The following is a 17224-nucleotide window of genomic DNA, read 5'->3' as shown; positions in this document are numbered from 1 at the left end:
TTTTTATCTCGGAATTTCGACAGCTTCCAATATTTGTTTGATGATTTCGACACTTGTAATACCTTCCATTTCACGCTCAGGAGTTACAATAACACGGTGTTGCAAAACCGGAACTGCTGCTTCCTTGATGTCTTCGGGGGTTACAAAATCACGACCACGAATGGCTGCAAAACCTTTGGCAGCATTCAAAATCGCAATCGATGCACGAGGAGAAGCTCCAAGATATAAAAAGGCATTTTCTCTAGTGTTAATGACGATTTTTGCAATATATTCTAATAAATTTTGCTCTACTAGAATTTGTTTTACCAACGATTGATAGTGCTTGATTTCATCGGCAGAAAGCAAGGTTTTGATGTTTTGTAATTTCCCTTGATCTTGCAAAAGATGTTCCCTCTGGATGATCATGATTTCTTCGGATAATTTTGGATAATCAATTGAAATCTTGAACAGGAAACGGTCCAATTGAGCTTCTGGCAAGCGATAGGTTCCTTCTTGTTCGATTGGATTTTGAGTTGCAATTACCAAGAATGGTGTTTCTAAAATATAGGTAGAACCGTCAATCGTGATTTGGCGTTCTTCCATTACTTCAAACAAGGCTGCTTGTGTTTTGGCTGGAGCTCGGTTGATCTCGTCAATCAGAATCAGATTCGAGAAGATAGGTCCTTTTTTGAATTCAAACTCTGATTTTTTTAAATCAAAAACCGAAGTTCCTAAAATATCCGACGGCATCAAATCGGGTGTAAACTGAATTCGGCTGAAGCCAATTTGCAACGTCTTGGCCAATAGTTTTGCCGTGATAGTCTTGGCCACACCAGGAACACCTTCAAGCAAAACGTGTCCATTTGACAAGAAGGCAACCAGCAACTGGTCGATCATTTTTTCTTGTCCAACGATCACAGAACCTAATTCTGCCTTGATGTCCAAAATGCTTTCTTGCAGTTTGCTCAAGTCTAATCTTGATTCGAAATTTACATTTTCGTTCTCCGGAGTATTGTTGATTTCTGTATTTTCCATTAGTTGGTTATTTTTTCCATTATGCTATTAAGTTCTATTAAATCGCTCTCCACACTTTCAAAATGCCCTTTTCTATGCTGGTTGATGAGATAGACAACCTTTTGAATGTCTTCGAACTTTTTTCCTGATTTGAGGTGTAATTTTTTTATAAATTGATCATCCAATACAGTGGTTTCCATTAAATAATCCTGTCTGATTTTATCCAAGAAATAAATAATTTTCTTGTTGATGATCGTATCGTGATCGCCTTCTTGAAAGTACAAATTTCCGATTGTCTTGATAAAATCTATTGTTGTGTTTTCCAATGGTTTGATAATCGGGACAATTCGCTGTTTTCTTTTGGCATTAAAAATCATAAAAATCAACAATCCTATAAGTGATAAATACCAAGCTGATCGTAAGGCTGGTTCGCTAAAGAAAAACCTCAAAGGCGAATTAGAATTATTATTACCATTGATGTCTTTGGTGTACCAATATACATTTCCTTCCGGAATATAGGACATTATTTTTTCGGCATATCGCGCGTGATTGTCTTTCAAGAGATGAAAATTCGTAAATGCTGCAGGTTGTGTATGCAGGTAGAAATTTCCGTTTTGGTAAGGCACTTTAATGAAATTAATAGAAGATTTTTTTGCACCTTGATACCCGAGAACCGTTGTGTTTAAAGTGTCTATTTTAGAAAAATAGGTATTCCCAACCCCTTCTTTTAAAGGATATTTTTCTTGTCCCAATATCGGATTTGCCATCCATACTTTTGACTTATCACTATATTCAAAATCATTTCCTAACTCAATATCTAAGCTATCGAGTAGTTGTTCAGGAAAGGATTTCATGCTAATGAAGACGTCATTTCCATGATCGGCAAAATAAAAAAGTTCCGTTAATGATTCTGAATCCAATACAGAAAATTCATTGATAATCAGGAAAGTACCTTTTGCGGTATAGGTATTCACCAACGAATCATAATCATACAAGGGTTCCAAGTATTCATAAGGTGTCACGTTGATTTTTTCTATTTTTCGATTCTTTAATAAGGAAGCTGCTTGTTCATTAAAAACATACATCCCAAGTGGTTTTTTGTCTCGCAAACCATAGGTTGGTGTCCAATCAATAGGTTTTGGGACATTCATTTCGATGATCACGATCAATGCCAAAAAAGCAACTAAAAAACCGATATAAATTCGAAGCGATTTGTCCATTAGTAGATAGTTTGTATTGATTTCTCGAATGCTTTTCGGGCTTTTTCAAAAGTAGTTTCGTCGAGTTCAAATTCGCCATACCAGATGTAATTATACAAATAAGAGAGGTAGCCAAATTCTTTTTTGAATGTTTCGCTTTTAATTTCATAGAGGTAATCCGAATTGGTTTTCTCTGCATCCCATTCGATGATTTGTTTCTCCGACATTTTTTTCAACAGCCACAAATAGTAGTAGCGGATGCTTAGTCTTTTTTCGCCAGCTTGAATGCTTTGTTTGATTAATTTTTCGAAATCAACTGAATGTAGGTTTCGTTCAACGGCGTCATAATTGATGATTTTTCTATCAGAATTCTTACCGAAAACCCATTTTCCTTCTTTACTCAAAATGGCTTTCACGATTAAATAAACCACAAAAAGAATGACTAAAACTGCAATTGTTTTGAATACAAAGTCAACAGTATTCATCGCTGCTTCATTATTACTGATACTAAAAATCCGCTGAAAAAAACGCGCTAGCCATTCTTTAAAACGATCCCAAAAATTTTCTTCTTTTGTTTTTTGTTCATAAACAAAATCATCCGAGTCATATTCTTCTTTAAAGGAAGGTTTAAAACGCAGTTGTTCTATGTTCGAACTGTCAATTTGGATGTCTTTTTCGGTGAAAGTAGTAACTTCTTTTTTGGCTGTAGCCAAAGTATCTTGCCCATAAACTTGAAAGCAAAAAAGTAAAACTACTATGTATAGATATTTATTCAAAAGAAGGTAAACTGTTTTGCGATTTTAGTTTTTTAGCTACAATCGATGGGAAAATCAAATAATAAAAGGAAATTAGCGACAAGGTCGAAAGAATGATAAACACATTCAGCCAATTCGGCATTTCAAGCGAATAGCGGGTTACAAACCCTTCGAGAAAACCTGCTGCTATAGTAAACGGAATCGTACTCAAATAAATCTTGAGCCCGTTTTTCATTCCCATTTTTAGGGATGTTAATCTAGAATATGTTTTTGGGAAAAGCAATGAGGCTCCCAATAAAAGTCCGGCTGCAGCTTCAATGACAATTGCAAAAATTTCCATCGATCCATGAATCCAGATGCCTTGAACGCTTTCCCAAAAAACACCTTCCTGGTAAAAAAAGTATTGAAAAGAACCCAACATAAGGCAGTTTTGTAGCATGATATAAAAAGTGCCAACTCCGGCTAAAATTCCCAGTAGAAAACACATGGCTCCAACCTTAAGATTGTTCATCGTGATGCCAATAAAACTTCCCCAATTGCTTCCACTTTTATAGATCGCAACTGGATCGCCACCCTTGATATTTTCTAAAGTTTGGTTGACATATTCGTCGCCCATAATCAATCGGGCAAGGCCATCGTCATATTTTGCCGACAAGACACCCATCCCGACAAACACAAAAAACAGCACAAAGGCATATAAAACATATCTCCTATATTGATAGATGAGTAACGGAATCTCCGTAGAAAAGAAATATACAATCCTGTTGGTTTCCTGTCTTTTGGTTTTATAGATTCTCTGATAAATTTGCGAGGCCAAATAATTTAGATATACAACAGTCTTACTTTTAGGGTAATAGGTTTGTGCATACGACAAATCGTTGATTAAATGTATGTATAAACCAGCCATTTCATCAGGATTTTTTTTAGCTTTACCGAAAATAGCCTGCTCAAATTCAAGCCATTTTTCTTTATTTTGTTTTATGAAGGCAACTTCTCTCATTAATGGCTAAAATATAAAATATGTCAGAATTATCGATAAATACTACACAAAATGTAAACATAAATTTTACAGCCGCTTCAATTGGCCAGCGAATACTGGCTTTTGGAACCGATTTGTTGATTATGATTGCCTATATGATCGTGATTGGAATGTTCTTAAATTACTCCGGTTTGGGGGATGCCATGGGGAATATGGACCGATGGTCAGTAGCGGCAATTATGATTATTATTTTCAGTCCGATCACATTTTACAGCCTCTTTTTTGAAAGTGTTTTTGAAGGACAAAGTCTTGGAAAGCGTCTCTTGAAAATTAAAGTTGTAAAAATTGATGGCTACCAAGCGAGTTTTGGCGATTATTTTATCAGATGGCTTTTTAGATTGGTTGATATTGTAATGAGTTTTGGTGTTGTGGGGTTTATCTCGATTGTTGTAAATCAAAAATCACAACGTTTGGGCGATATTACGGCTGGAACGGCCATCATCAGTTTGAAAAGTGACGTTACCATCGATAGTACGATTTTAGAAAATATAAATGATAATTATGTGCCAATCTATCCATTAGTCATCAAACTTTCTGATAATGATGTCCGAATCATTAAAGATAATTTTCAGAGAGCCAATAAGCATCATGATCACGAAATTATTAGAAAACTGAGAACTAAAATCGAAGCGGTTACAGGAATTAAAAACCAATCAGGAAATGATGTGGATTTTATCAAAACAATTTTGAAAGATTATAATTTTTATACTCAGAATATGTAGGGAGGGAAATATCAAATTCCAATACTCAAATTCCAATACCCAAATCCTCAATCTAAAATCTAAAATGTTCTACCTTCTCGACATTATCGGTACTATGGCTTTCGCAATGTCGGGAGCTTTGACGGCAATGAACAAAAAACTCGATCCTTTTGGCGTTTTTATCATTGCATTTGTCACGGCTGTTGGTGGCGGAACGCTTCGTGATATCATGATTGGGCGAACTCCCGTAGGCTGGATGCTCGACTTGAATTATGTGTACCTGATAATTTTAGGTTTTTTCTTAGCCGTAATTTTTAGAAAAAAATTAGACCGATTAAGAACATCGTTGTTCCTGTTTGATACAATTGGGCTAGGTGTTTTTACATTAATAGGTCTTGAAAAAGGAATCAATATCGGATTGCATCCTGTGATTTGCATTGCTTTGGGAACCATGACCGCTTGTTTTGGAGGTGTTATCCGAGATATTCTCTGCAACGAAATCCCCGTGATTTTTAGAAGAGAAATTTATGCCACGATTTGTATCATCGGTGGAATATTATTTTTTGGATTACGCGAATTGAACCTCAATCAAGATGTTTTGTATCTTATAACATCTTTGGTGATGATTGCAATCCGATTGATGGCGGTAAAATTCAAGTGGTTTCTTCCGGCTTTGGAAAAGAAGTAATTTACCGCGTCATGTGAATAAATCCTGTCAAAACATCAGGATATTCTGGGTCATTCAGGTTTAGGATATAATAATAAGTTCCTTCCATCAGTTTATCGCCGGCAGCTCGGGTTCCTTCATTGGCAAAGCCATACCAATCTTCGGTAGTATTGTTTCCGGTCCAAACCAAAGCACCCCAGCGGTTGTAAATTTGCAGTTCAAAGTTCACAAAAACATCACGCAAACCTTCTACAAAAAAAGTGTCATTGCTACCATCATTGTTAGCCGAAATATAGTTATAAACCTTTGGCGGACAATTTTTTGTGTTCAAAAAGAAGGAAGTGGTCAGGTAGCATTTATCATTTTCAATCCTTACAAAAATTTCTTCGGGATTCGTTTGGGCTATATGATTGGCAGGATCTTCAATTGCATTTACTTGTATCAGAGCATCTTGAAGAGAGGTGTAGAAACTCACTATATCAGTAGGAGTAGTCTTTACAGCTTCAATATAATCCCAAAAATCAAAAGCTGTTTTTCCTAAACCCGCATTGCAAATCGTGATATCCTCAAGCAAGTTAAATGTTAGTCCACCTGATAGGGAAACATCGAGCGTGTTGGATATATTGTTATTCTCATTGAGCTCATTCTGTATTCCATCCCCATTTTCAAACGCATCTACTATAAATTTTAACGTAAAATCATCAGGGAATGTTTCCGGAATAGTGAGGGATATGGTTTTGTTTTGGCTTTCGCCAACAGGAATTGGTAGTGTGGTTTCATCATATTGAATGTAAATGTCATTGGCATAGATGGCAATCGGAATTCCAGCAGGAAGTGTATCAGTACTGTTGAAATTACTAACGGTATAATCCACCAAAACCGTTCTGGAAAAGCATTCGTTATTGGCACTATGAAGTTCGATTGTGGCATCCGGAAGCTGGTTGTTGAGTTTTGTAATGACGGTACTGATCATTACAAAGTCTTGAAGCGAAGTGAGTTCGATAGTGGCAGTAGGATTTCCAATTTCGATAAATTCTTCAATACTAAAAACATCCAAATCCATATTAAACATTTCTTCCGAACCGGTGTAGCTATTGGTACCATTGAAGATACTGTTAATAGGATTTAATTCCTCGTCAAATAAATCAAAACCGTTAAAGGTGAGATTTTCGTTATTCGACCAACTCTTATCGCCTTCCCAGGCTACAAATCCAATTTTTGCTCCAGCATTATCTACAACATTTAGGTCGTTTAGCGTTAATGTCAAATCGGTTTCATCGGCCGAAACACCTTGCAAACCGTCATACACATTGAGCTGGTTCATCGGTAAATTATTATTTTTAAAAACAACAACAATGGCCCATCCGCCAAAGTTCGTTCGGTTGCTGCAATAACCTGAACCAGCTCCAACAAGGGCGGCCAAATCAAATTCCGAAAGCGTATAATTTCCAGCACCCGTGTTTTGGACAAGCGTGGTCACATCTGCGAAAGCACAAAAATAATTGAGATTGTTCTTAAAAAGCGGAAACGTCCGTTGCGAATTGATAGTGGTTCCGTTAAGGTTTACTTGCAAATCTCCAGTTCCAGAGCCTGCCCAATAAAGGAACGCTTTCTCGACAACATCACCTGTAGAAAGTACTAAAGTTTCTGAAGAAGTATTGAGAATATTGCAATTCGAAGAAGTATTGTTCTCGGCAGGATTTAGCGTATTTCCGACAGCCGTAAAATCATATTGACCATTGAATTGCTGATATAAAGAAACATCCTGGGCGATTATTTCGCAGGATATCAGTAGGAAAACGAGACAATAAATATGTTGTAAATGCAGTTTCACTAAAAGTGATTTATTTTTAAGATTTTAAAGATACTAATTATTTATAAATAGAAGATTCCTAAGAAATAGAATTCTAAAAGCAATTTTTAAATTTTAATTCCTAATTTTTAATTCCTAATTCGTAATTTTCCGATGTTTAAATTTTGAATGTGAAAAACTACACTGTCAGACCTTACGAAGCTAACGATTTTGAAGCCTGGAATTCCTTTATCGGTAAGGCAAAAAATGCTACTTTCCTGTTCAATCGAAATTTTATGGAATACCATAAAGATCGTTTTCAGGACTTTTCACTCATTGTGGAAGAAGATGCAAAATGGGTGGCTGTTCTTCCTGCAAATCGAGTGGGAGAAACTGTATTTTCGCATCAAGGCTTGACCTATGGCGGTTTGGTATATGGAGAAAAATTAAATGCTGATGAAGTAGCAGTAGTTTTCGAACAATTGCTTTTTTTTCTAAAGCAAAAGGATATCGAAACCTTGATTTATAAACCTATAATATCAATCTACAGCAAGAAATCGGCACTCGAAATGGATTATATTTTATGGCAAAAGAAAGCCGCTTTGTACCGAAAGGATTTGAACTTAGCGATAGATTTTGCTTCAGATCTGACTATTTCCAAAAGCAAATTGAAGCATTTTAGAAGGGTTTCAGAACTGGATATAGAAATCAAAGAAGAAACTTCGTTAGCCTCTTTTTGGGATAAAGTCCTAGTTCCGCGTTTGCAAGAAAAACACAACACAAAACCAGTTCATGCGAAGGAAGAAATACAACAATTAGCCGATAATTTTCCTAAGAATATTTTGCAATTCAATGCCTATTTTGAAGATGAAATCGTTGCAGGAATCACGCTTTTTCATTTTGGGAATGTTGTAAAATCACAGTATGGCGCGACAACTCCACAAGGTGAAAAATTAAGGGCTTTGGATTTTTTATTTATCAATTTAATTCAGCATTTTAAAGATAAAGTTTCCTTTTTTGATATGGGAACGGTGACAGAAAATAACGAAAAAGGTTATAATCCGGGCTTGCTAAAACAAAAAGAAGAGCTGGGATGTTCTGTTTACAATCAGGATTTTTATTCACTTTCATTATGATAAAATTTCTAGACCTACATAAGATAAACCTGCAATATGAATCGGCTTTTCAAGAAAAATTTCGGTCTTTTTTGGATAAAGGTTGGTATATTTTAGGCGAAGAAGTGCAAGCTTTTGAAAAGCAATTTGCTCAATATTGTGGCACTAACTATTGCATTGGAGTAGGGAATGGCCTCGATGCCTTGGTTTTAATATTCAAAGGATATATTGAATTGGGTAAACTGCAAAAAGGGGATGAAGTGATTGTTGCTGCAAATACTTATATCGCTTCAATATTGGCCATCCTTCAAGCTGATTTGGTTCCAGTTTTGGTTGAACCCAATGCAAAAACCTTCAACATCGACCCGAAGGAAGTTGAAAAGGCCATTACGACCAAAACAAAAGCCATTCTCGCGGTTCATCTGTATGGTCAACTTGCTGATATGGAGACTATAAATGCAATCGCAAAAAAAAATAATATATTGGTAATTGAGGATGCTGCTCAAGCACAAGGAGCGGTTATGAGTGTTCAGTTTCAGTTTGCAGACTCAGAACTTCCATCTTCCTTCTCCGGAAATCTAGGCCATGCCGCAGGTTTTAGTTTTTATCCGGGTAAAAATCTGGGAGCCTTGGGCGATGCAGGAGCCATCACAACCAATGATGATGCTCTTGCAAAAGTGTTGTTCTCGCTTCGCAATTATGGTTCGGAAGTAAAATATCACAATGAATTGGCGGGTGTTAATTCAAGGTTGGATGAAATTCAGGCTGCTTTCCTGAGTGTGAAATTGCCACATCTGGATCAAGAAAATGCGATCAGAAGACAAATTGCAAAACGTTATTTGTCGGAAATAAAAAACAGTAAGATTCAGCTTCCATTTTATGATTATTCTGAAAATCATATTTTCCATTTGTTTGTCATCCAAACCGAAAAAAGAGACGAGTTACAACAGTATTTGTTAGAAAACGGGATTCAAACCCAGATACATTACCCGATACCGCCACATCAACAGAAAGCTTTGCCTCAATTGCATCATCTGTCGTTTCCAATAACCGAAAAAATACATAAGGAAATATTGAGTTTGCCTATAAGTCCTGTGTTGACAGCCGAAGAAATAACAATAATCATCACTGTTTTAAACCAATACTAATCTTGATTTTATCAAGAAATACTGAAAACACAACTTTTTTAAGATTATTTTCTTGAGCAAATCGGCATGGGTTCATTTGATGATTTTTTTTATTTCTTAATTTTATTGATATACTCCAAGAGAGTTATTTCCTACTTGCTTTGAGGTTAAATCGGCATAATTAAACCCTTCATAATGCGAATTTTATAAATCTGAAAATTAAATCATAACAGAAAGTCTTGATAACATCATTATTTTTGTAAAAAAACCAAAAGCATGACAGAACAAACTATTCTATTAACCACGATCTCGATGAAAGTCGATGCTCTCGAAGCCGTATTAAACTTAGAGCAACTCGAAGCTTATCGCAAAATCCTGCAAGTGAAGAAGAAGAATTTTTTAGAAATCTGGGGCAAATATTTGACACCTGAGCGACTGGAAGAAGCACTTGTTAGTTTTGAAATATAGTTTTTATGTTTCTGCAGAATTTTTCCAAAATAAATTAACGGAAAGGCGATAAGGTAATCTGCCCAAATTTCCAATCTGATATAATCCCGAAAATAATCAGGAACAAGATATAGACTTCAAGGAAAAACAATCCAAAAAACAATACCATTCTGGAGAAGAATCCAAATTTTGTATAGTCCGAAGAAAATGCTTCAAAATAGCCGTGCGGAATCTGAAAAACGATAAGAAAAACTACTAAGGATTTTAACTTAAAATTGCAAGTGGGTTTACTAGCTGGTAACAGCTAGCTTTAAATTGACACACAACTTCCGGCAATAACTTTTAATTGCCCGTCAAACATTTTCCAAACTCGCATATAACGAAAGTTACCTTCAAAGTGCTGCTCCAACATTTTTCCCTTAAGCTTTGAAGACAAAGTAACCACAGCGTTTTCTTCGATTAGCTTTATCGAATCAATTGAAGAAGTGATTTCCTCTAAAATCAAGTTGCCAGATTTATGAGTTTCTAAATCCATTTGTTTGGTGATGACTTCGCCAGTTGGAAGAACAAACAGCAAATCATCATGAAGCAATTGATCGAGAATTTCAACATCGCTTTTCTTCATTGCTTCGAGAAGTTTTTTTTCGATTTCCAAGACTTTTTGCTCGTTAATAATTAGTGAATTCATATAGTTGTTTTTTTTTACAGGATTTCTAATAAGTTTACTGTTACATTTCGCTAGTAGGCTACGGAAATAAAACTCGGAGCCTGGAGTCTACCAAAACAAAGTTAAGGAAAAACGGTTTCCTTTTGGCACGAAGTAACAATGGAGCTTACCAGCTATTATTTGAGGTGCTTGTTGTAAAACTCTCCAAATATAACAAAAAGCGAACATGGGGAATCGTATTTTTTTATAAATTTAAAGGACTTTACTTTTGTAAAAACCATCTTCTTAACCCCTCAATATCTTACAACTTTGAGCTATCACTAAAAAAATAACCTCGTTTAAAAGTGCTTAAACGAGGTTGGGTTTTAGGGGTTTTGAAAATAGGGGCAAAAAACGAAGTTGTGTAATAGTAACCGATGTTGGTGGCAGTTTTTATTGTATAGCTTTAATGAATTTTTTCATTTCGTCCATTTTGCCCACTGTAATCCTTGTCCATTTTCCTTGCTCTTCATATATTCTTCCACCCTGAATAGTATTGTCTTCTAATTGCTTGAAATAATCCTTCTTGTAGTTGGAAAGTGAAAAATAGATAAAATTTGTAGTAGAAGAAATGCACTCACAATTTAATTTTTTGAGTTCGCTGATGGTATATTGTCTTACGTCTTCATTTAGCGAGTAACAATTTGAAACAAATTTATCATCTTTCAACGAAGCTATAGCGGCAAGTTTTGATACTACACTAACGCTATTATTTGTATTGGATTGCAAATTTGACAAATTATCAATTATTTCTTTGTTCGCAATTGCATATCCAACTCTGGCTCCAGCCAAACCGTATATTTTTGAAAATGTTTTGGCAATAATAATATTTTTTTGATCATTTACCATATTGCTAAGGGATTGCTGCTTGGTAAATTCTAAATATGCTTCATCAATCAGTACAATTGTATTTTGTGGAATCTTGGCTACAAATTCTACCAATGCTTCTCTTTCACAAATTGTTCCTGTTGGGTTGTTTGGATTACATATATAAACAAGCTTTGTATCTTGGTTTACAGCTTCCAACATAGCTTGCAAATTAATTTTCTTGTCGGTTGTAAGAGGTACTTTATTTTTTGTTAAGCCTAAATTATCTAATGTAAAGGTCCAATAATCATAGCTTGGGTCAGCGATTACATAATTTCCTTTGCCTATTGATACAAATTTTGCAACCAAATCTAAAATTTCAGTTGAACCAGCTCCCAACAATATGTTTTCGTCTTTAACACTATTCTTTTTTGAAAGGTCAGAAATCAGTTGTGTCGCAACATCCCAATTATATCGGTTACTAATATTTGCATTGTCAATAAATGATTTTCTCGCTAATGGAGATGGACCATAAGGGTTTTCATTTGAGCGTAAAAAAATTAAGCTAGCATCATTCTCAAAACTAGTATTTAAATTTTCAGTTACAAGAGGAGAAGTAAATGAATTGAAGTTTGTAAATCCTATACCAGCGACTCCAATTCCAATTTTTTTCAGCCAAAGCCTTCTGTTCGTTTCCATATTTTCTTTTTGTGAATTAGTCTTTAAAGGAAATGGTTTGTTACAACCGCGGATTTTTAAACTTACCTACAACGGTTGGATTGCGATGTCAGCGAACGGATTATTTTCTGTTAAAGATTAATGTTTTTTGTTAACGCGTAAAAATAAAAACCAGCAATTGTGCGAGACCGCTGTTAGCAGTAGTTTTTTCTAGAATAATCCCCAAAATCTTTTTTTAGCGACATGTTTATTATATAAATCTGGTAATAAAGGTTCCATTTCTTTTAGTTTCCAATCTCTATTTCTATTTAGATTGCCATATTCTATTTCGGAGTTAATTTTTATTTGGTCGCTCTTGAATATATCTGATTCCCACAACGGTTTCATTTCCTCAGTTTTTTGCTTTATTTTTCCTTTCATTTTTTCTTTGGCAAGGTTAATAGCAACGAACCTAATACCTTCATAATTGCATTTGTCTTTACTTGCATCAGTTTTTGCTAAATAATCTGGGTTTTTCAGCGTTTCCAAATAAGTGTTTTTTCCTTGAGAGATTAACCATCCAGCAAATCCATAAGTATTTGTACAATATCCTTTGTTGATTAAAATTAAGGCTGACCAAATTAGATTGTTAGCATATTTTACAGTTGCTAGTTCGTATTCTTCGTATATAATTTGAAAGTGATATAATTCAGAATATGACCAAGATGATAATTCCTTCTCAATTAGCTTTGTAAACATGTCAAGATTTCCTTGTGATAGCTTATTAGCTTTTTCAATTGTCTCCCAAAATTTATCAGAATTGATTATAGATTGTTCCATGTTTAGATAAAGGCTCTTAAAATTACTGCTAACGTTCCGCCGCTTATGGTCTGTTGCGAAGTTCGGAACGAATTATTTTTCTACTAAGATATGGTTTCTGCGAAAGATAAACGTCCGGCTTGTACAAATTTCGCAATAGCAAGAAACGGATGTTATCAGCAGTCTTTCTAATTGTAATTTGCTTTTTTATGCTCAATAATTCTTTCTATGTAATCAATAAAATTCTCTTTTTCGCTTGGGGATATTTCTGGTTCGGTTTTAGCAATTAAGTAAAATTCTACTATCGCGTCCACATTTAAATTGGCAGTGAAGTAAAGATATTCTACTTGTTTTATAAAGTCATTAACCTCCATCTCATAATAAGCGGCTCTTTTTAAAGCATCTGAGTCATTATTAATTAGTTTTTGTCTTTCATCTTGAGTAATATTTGTGGTTAAATACATATTATCTATCGAAATTTTTGATAACATTTCAGAAGTAACTTTTCCTGTAGCATTGCAATATGCACATTCGCCTGGAAGCCATTTTAATTCTTGTCCAAGTCTTTTATATCGTCCCAATCTACATTTCCTTTACCTAAACATCTAGGACAATCCACTTTAGGCTTATTAAATAGTTTGTTTATTAAGTTCATTTTTTTTTTTAATTACTGGTAACATTCCGCTACTTTACCCAGTAACAGCAACTTTATAGTTAGTTGTAAATATATAGAATTTTCCTTTTGAGTAGTTTTCGGCTTAGAAAGATAAAACCAGCCATGGTGTGAAAACACTGTTATAGGCAGTTTTTATTTCAACATATCGAATTGATTGATATAACTACTTTTTTCAATTTCGTTTATATCGTCAGAATTTGGTTTGATTTCATTACCGTTTCTATCATAAAAAAGCCAAGATTCGGTGACATAACCAAAATTGATTTCAGCTTTAGTTCCACAATTTGTATTCTTTGTTTTTTTACCAATTCTATAAGTCCCTTTTGCTTTCAGTTTACCATTTTCATAATAATAAAGCCACTCGCCAATTTTATAACTATAGTAGCCATCACAGATTCCACCACTACAACATTCTTCATAAGTTTCTAAATTGTAATTTCCAGATTCTTTCAACTGACCATTTTCATAAAACTCATTCCAATAGCCAATTCTAAATTCTTTAGTGAAATCGTCAGTATTGCCAACACTTTTTATTTTACCACTCGGATAATAAATAACTTTGGTGTTTATTCTAACTACTTCAGAATTCGTTTTTGAACTACTGCAACTCAATAGAAAAAATATTGATAATAAGTAAATTGGTGTTCTCATGCTGTTTTTTTCTGAAATTGCCTATAATGTTCCACCACTTCACGAAGTAACAGCATTTTATAGTTAATTGTAAATATATAGAATTTTTCTTTTGAGTAGTTTCCGGCTTAGAAAGACAAAGCCAGCGATTTCGTAAATATGCTGTTAGCGGTAGTATGTCATGAAATAATTTTATAAATCTTCAAATTTAAGTTCTTTCTCACGATTTATAAAAAGATTAGGCGATTCAAATATTTTTTTTCTATTAAATTCGAAGCTGAAAACTATGAGAAGAAATTTTCGATAATTGATTTCGCTGATTTTCTCGTCATCAAAAGTTTTATAAGCAAAATCATATATTTGATTTTTCGATTGATAAACCAAAGAGTAAGTAATATATTTTTCACCTTTTTCTTTAGTAAAAATAGTTAGAATATAACAATGTGTTGAATTGTTGAAGTCTAATTTTTTAAGTATATATCTAAATCCATTAATCTTACTTGAAACCTGATGAAAGCCTTCTTTAAGATATTCTTCAAGATTCATATTAATTACAGAAGTATTATATTTCATAATTCCGAAATATAATTTTGTGTTATTCTTGTCCTGTGGAAAATATACCCAGCTATCTTTTTGCGGAGTTTCATTCCATTCAATTGGAACTTTTAATGTTAGACTATCGTTTTCGTATTCTTTCCATTTAATTTGTGTAATATTTTCACCATTGCTTTTAATTTCCCAAATATTCTCTTTAGTACTTTTTGGATTTTTCACATCGTTATTTCTTTGACAGCCGATAAAGATTATCAAAAGAATTAAAGGTTTCAAAATCGTAAATTGTTTCGTCATAGTTTTTTTCGTATTACCGCATAACGTGCCGCGGCTTGAAGCAGTAACGAAGCCAGCTAACTTTTTATTCTTTGTTAAAGATAAAAATTCTTGCGAAACGCAAACGTGAACTTACAACAAAATTCGCAATTGCGAGAAACTGCTGTTACCAACAGGTTTAATTATTCCTCAGTTTTTGGATATTTCAATTAGTATTTTATTTGCCTTTTTTTCAAAACTTTTGGTGCATTTGTGCATTTGATCTTTTAGAGAAAGCACCAACTCATTTTTTAATTCAGGATACTTTTGTGTTAGTTTGAACAGCACACTCAAGGATCTAGACTTAGTTGTGACATTTGTTTGATTTGATAATAGCCATTGAAATAATAAATCTATAGCTTTTCCTTCATTTTCTTGGGGCACTCCAACTAAGTACCAAAATGAAGCGAAAGAAGTTTTATATTTTGGATTTAGATTCTCATATTCTTTAAATAAAATAGGAAGCTCTGAAAGTAGTTTTTCTTGATTAGTTAACCCAATTTCACTCAAAAGCCAAAGAAACCGAATAGCAATTTTATGCTCAGATTTTAGTAAATCAAAAAGAGATTTTATTTCAATATTGTTTTCTAAAATTATAGCTATCCATTCTTTTCTAATTTCCATAGTACTCTCTGAAAGTGAAGATTTCAGTTCATTGTGAAATTCAGAAATTGAAAAGTTAGTATTCATGTTGTATAAACTTGCTGGTAACGTTTTGCAGCTTGGCGAAGTGGCGGAAATCGAAGTACAAATGTTCAGTTTTGCACAAAAGCTTAATCGAAGAACTGAACTTGAATTTAACACTGAACCCGCCATTTTGCCAAACTGCTGTTAGCGGTTCGGGCTTTTTCTCGTTGTTAGTTTTTCGTTGTTTCAAGTTTCATTCTCAATAAAGGATATTCCTTTCCTTGGTCATCTTTATCTGTCCGTTCGTATGTTTTGAAACCGAGTTTTTCGTAAAACTTAACCGCACTTGTGTTTTGTTCGTTTACGTCTACTTTGTCGGCTTTTAATTCTGAAAAAGCAAAGTCAACTAGCTTTCTTCCAAGACCTTTTCCGATATATTCTGGCGAAAAGAAAAGCATTTCTATTTTTCGTTCAGCGAGACCAATAAATCCTGCTACTTCGTCATTTTGTTTTAGACAATAAACTTCAAAATCATTAAAATTGAATGTCTGTACTAGTTGTTTGATTTCTTTAAAGTCGGTCGGATTTAGAAAGTCGTGAGTTGCTAATACAGATTTTCCCCAAACGTTGAGAATTTGTTCTCTGTCATTCTCTGTATATTTTTCTATTTTGAAATTTTGATTTGTCGTTGTTAAACGTATGTCCATCCTGTCTGTCATTCTTTTATTTTTATTGTTCCGTTTTTATATAAGTCTAATGCTTTTTGCAAAATGTTTTCAATTGTCTTTATAGGCAAATCTTGGTTTGGATTAACTCTAAAAATCTTCATTCGGGAACGTTCGCCTTCTTCCAATTCGGGGTAGTCAAGGTATTTCCCTTCTACCATAAGAATATACGGTTCTTCCGTTTTTTTATCTGTCCATAAATAGCAAAACATTTTTTTCTTATAGCAGAAGCAGGGCATTCCCCATTTCTGCGTTTCAGTAATATTTGTGTCTTGGTCGAGAATAATACTTCGTAGTGCAAGCAGGCAACTCTTGTTTGGTTCTTCTTTATTTAGATAATAGTTATGAAGTTGCTCCATCATTTTATCTATTTTACAGCAATTAAAAAGTCAATTTCTGCGTCTGTCGGATTTTGCGCTTTTTCGCCAAAAACTTCATAGTCTGCTGTAAACACTCTGTCTAAATCCATTTCCCAAATTTCTAACCATTTGTTTACTATCAGCCCTTTCATTAAATCCCCTTTGGCAGATAGTTTTATATAGTTTCCACCGTCAAAAGATTTGCCAATCATTCCGTTGGGAATGTCGTTTAAATTTTCTACTCTGCAACCCAATAATGTAGTGTATGGTTTTGTGTGATCGCTTTCGTAATCTGTGTATATGGAATATATTGTGTTGTCAATTTTGTTTGGAATTGCTTCCAAAATTCTGTCTTTCATAAACTTACCCCATAAATCTGCAATATCTTTTGCAGCCTGATTGTTTTCGTTTGTGGTTCTTACAGCAATGCCGATTACTTTAAAAGGCTCAATTTTTACTTTGTTCATTTTGAAATATTTTTAGTTAAGCCACAAAACTAAAATGGTGTTGCGACAG

Annotated in this window: 20 protein-coding genes; 5 read left to right on the top strand and 15 right to left on the bottom strand. The window is 34.2% G+C overall.

Annotated features, from left to right (window positions below; all coding sequences use genetic code 11):
• Positions 1-3: 3 nt before the first annotated feature.
• From G508_RS0110370 to G508_RS0110355, 4 genes are read right to left on the bottom strand one after another with little or no spacing between them, the layout of a single operon-like run.
• Complete coding sequence (locus G508_RS0110370; protein ID WP_026705254.1) at positions 4-1014, bottom strand: AAA family ATPase; 1011 nt, start codon at positions 1012-1014, stop codon at positions 4-6.
• Positions 1014-2213 carry a DUF4350 domain-containing protein gene (locus tag G508_RS0110365; protein ID WP_026705253.1) on the bottom strand — a complete coding sequence of 400 codons (1200 nt, stop codon included), beginning with the start codon at positions 2211-2213 and terminating at the stop codon, positions 1014-1016. The genes G508_RS0110370 and G508_RS0110365 overlap by 1 nt, the downstream gene beginning before the upstream one ends.
• Complete coding sequence (locus G508_RS0110360; protein WP_026705252.1) at positions 2213-2968, bottom strand: hypothetical protein; 756 nt, start codon at positions 2966-2968, stop codon at positions 2213-2215. Before G508_RS0110360 ends, G508_RS0110365 begins: the two co-directional genes overlap by 1 nt.
• The gene (locus G508_RS0110355; RefSeq protein WP_026705251.1) at positions 2961-3947 is read right to left on the bottom strand and encodes a stage II sporulation protein M; all 987 of its coding nucleotides are present in this window, start codon (positions 3945-3947) and stop codon (positions 2961-2963) included. Before G508_RS0110355 ends, G508_RS0110360 begins: the two co-directional genes overlap by 8 nt.
• Positions 3948-3967: 20 nt before the next feature.
• Here G508_RS0110355 and G508_RS0110350 point away from each other — a divergent pair, with 20 nt between their 5' ends.
• Positions 3968-4708 carry an RDD family protein gene (locus tag G508_RS0110350; RefSeq protein WP_026705250.1) on the top strand — a complete coding sequence of 247 codons (741 nt, stop codon included), beginning with the start codon at positions 3968-3970 and terminating at the stop codon, positions 4706-4708.
• Between the two features lie 64 nt (positions 4709-4772).
• Positions 4773-5375, top strand: coding sequence for a trimeric intracellular cation channel family protein (locus G508_RS0110345; RefSeq protein WP_026705249.1), 603 nt, complete (start codon positions 4773-4775; stop codon positions 5373-5375).
• A gap of 1 nt (position 5376) precedes the next feature.
• Here G508_RS0110345 and G508_RS0110340 read toward each other — a convergent pair whose 3' ends face one another.
• A complete protein-coding gene (locus tag G508_RS0110340) occupies positions 5377-7188 on the bottom strand; it encodes a gliding motility-associated C-terminal domain-containing protein (RefSeq protein ID WP_026705248.1) in 1812 nt (603 codons plus the stop codon).
• Between the two features lie 149 nt (positions 7189-7337).
• Here G508_RS0110340 and G508_RS0110335 point away from each other — a divergent pair, with 149 nt between their 5' ends.
• The 3 genes from G508_RS0110335 to G508_RS0110325 all read left to right on the top strand — a co-directional run bounded on the left by G508_RS0110335 (position 7338) and on the right by G508_RS0110325 (position 9856).
• Positions 7338-8282 (top strand): GNAT family N-acetyltransferase, encoded by a 945-nt coding sequence (locus G508_RS0110335; RefSeq protein ID WP_026705247.1) that lies wholly within the window; start codon positions 7338-7340, stop codon positions 8280-8282.
• Positions 8279-9409 carry a DegT/DnrJ/EryC1/StrS family aminotransferase gene (locus tag G508_RS0110330; protein ID WP_026705246.1) on the top strand — a complete coding sequence of 377 codons (1131 nt, stop codon included), beginning with the start codon at positions 8279-8281 and terminating at the stop codon, positions 9407-9409. Before G508_RS0110335 ends, G508_RS0110330 begins: the two co-directional genes overlap by 4 nt.
• A 255-nt stretch (positions 9410-9664) precedes the next feature.
• Positions 9665-9856, top strand: coding sequence for a hypothetical protein (locus G508_RS0110325; protein WP_026705245.1), 192 nt, complete (start codon positions 9665-9667; stop codon positions 9854-9856).
• A 289-nt stretch (positions 9857-10145) separates the two neighbouring features.
• On the opposite strand, the gene G508_RS0110320 is transcribed toward G508_RS0110325, so the two are convergent.
• The 10 genes from G508_RS0110320 to G508_RS0110270 form a co-directional block, all read right to left on the bottom strand.
• The gene (locus G508_RS0110320; protein WP_026705244.1) at positions 10146-10523 is read right to left on the bottom strand and encodes a nuclear transport factor 2 family protein; all 378 of its coding nucleotides are present in this window, start codon (positions 10521-10523) and stop codon (positions 10146-10148) included.
• A 411-nt stretch (positions 10524-10934) separates the two neighbouring features.
• Positions 10935-12047, bottom strand: a complete 1113-nt coding sequence (locus G508_RS0110315) for a pyridoxal phosphate-dependent aminotransferase (RefSeq protein WP_026705243.1) — start codon at positions 12045-12047, stop codon at positions 10935-10937.
• Between the two features lie 189 nt (positions 12048-12236).
• Positions 12237-12845 (bottom strand): DUF4240 domain-containing protein, encoded by a 609-nt coding sequence (locus G508_RS0110310; protein ID WP_026705242.1) that lies wholly within the window; start codon positions 12843-12845, stop codon positions 12237-12239.
• 167 nt (positions 12846-13012) lie between these two features.
• Positions 13013-13405: a hypothetical protein gene (locus G508_RS18845; protein WP_051197547.1), complete on the bottom strand. Its 393-nt coding sequence runs from the start codon at positions 13403-13405 to the stop codon at positions 13013-13015.
• A gap of 227 nt (positions 13406-13632) precedes the next feature.
• Positions 13633-14151 carry a toxin-antitoxin system YwqK family antitoxin gene (locus G508_RS0110300; protein ID WP_084625960.1) on the bottom strand — a complete coding sequence of 173 codons (519 nt, stop codon included), beginning with the start codon at positions 14149-14151 and terminating at the stop codon, positions 13633-13635.
• 171 nt (positions 14152-14322) lie between these two features.
• Positions 14323-14979, bottom strand: a complete 657-nt coding sequence (locus tag G508_RS0110295) for a hypothetical protein (RefSeq protein ID WP_026705240.1) — start codon at positions 14977-14979, stop codon at positions 14323-14325.
• Positions 14980-15147: 168 nt separating this feature from the next.
• Positions 15148-15687: a hypothetical protein gene (locus tag G508_RS0110290; RefSeq protein WP_026705239.1), complete on the bottom strand. Its 540-nt coding sequence runs from the start codon at positions 15685-15687 to the stop codon at positions 15148-15150.
• 167 nt (positions 15688-15854) lie between these two features.
• Complete coding sequence (locus tag G508_RS0110280) at positions 15855-16331, bottom strand: GNAT family N-acetyltransferase (protein WP_051197562.1); 477 nt, start codon at positions 16329-16331, stop codon at positions 15855-15857.
• 8 nt (positions 16332-16339) lie between these two features.
• Positions 16340-16708, bottom strand: a complete 369-nt coding sequence (locus G508_RS0110275) for a DUF1801 domain-containing protein (protein ID WP_026705237.1) — start codon at positions 16706-16708, stop codon at positions 16340-16342.
• Between the two features lie 8 nt (positions 16709-16716).
• Positions 16717-17175 (bottom strand): GyrI-like domain-containing protein, encoded by a 459-nt coding sequence (locus tag G508_RS0110270; protein ID WP_026705236.1) that lies wholly within the window; start codon positions 17173-17175, stop codon positions 16717-16719.
• Between the last annotated feature and the right edge of the window lie 49 nt (positions 17176-17224).

The sequence above is a fragment of the Flavobacterium soli DSM 19725 genome (genome assembly GCF_000422705.1).
In the GTDB taxonomy this organism is placed as follows: Bacteria; Bacteroidota; Bacteroidia; order Flavobacteriales; family Flavobacteriaceae; genus Flavobacterium; species Flavobacterium soli.
This window is presented reverse-complemented; position numbering and strand designations above follow the sequence as displayed.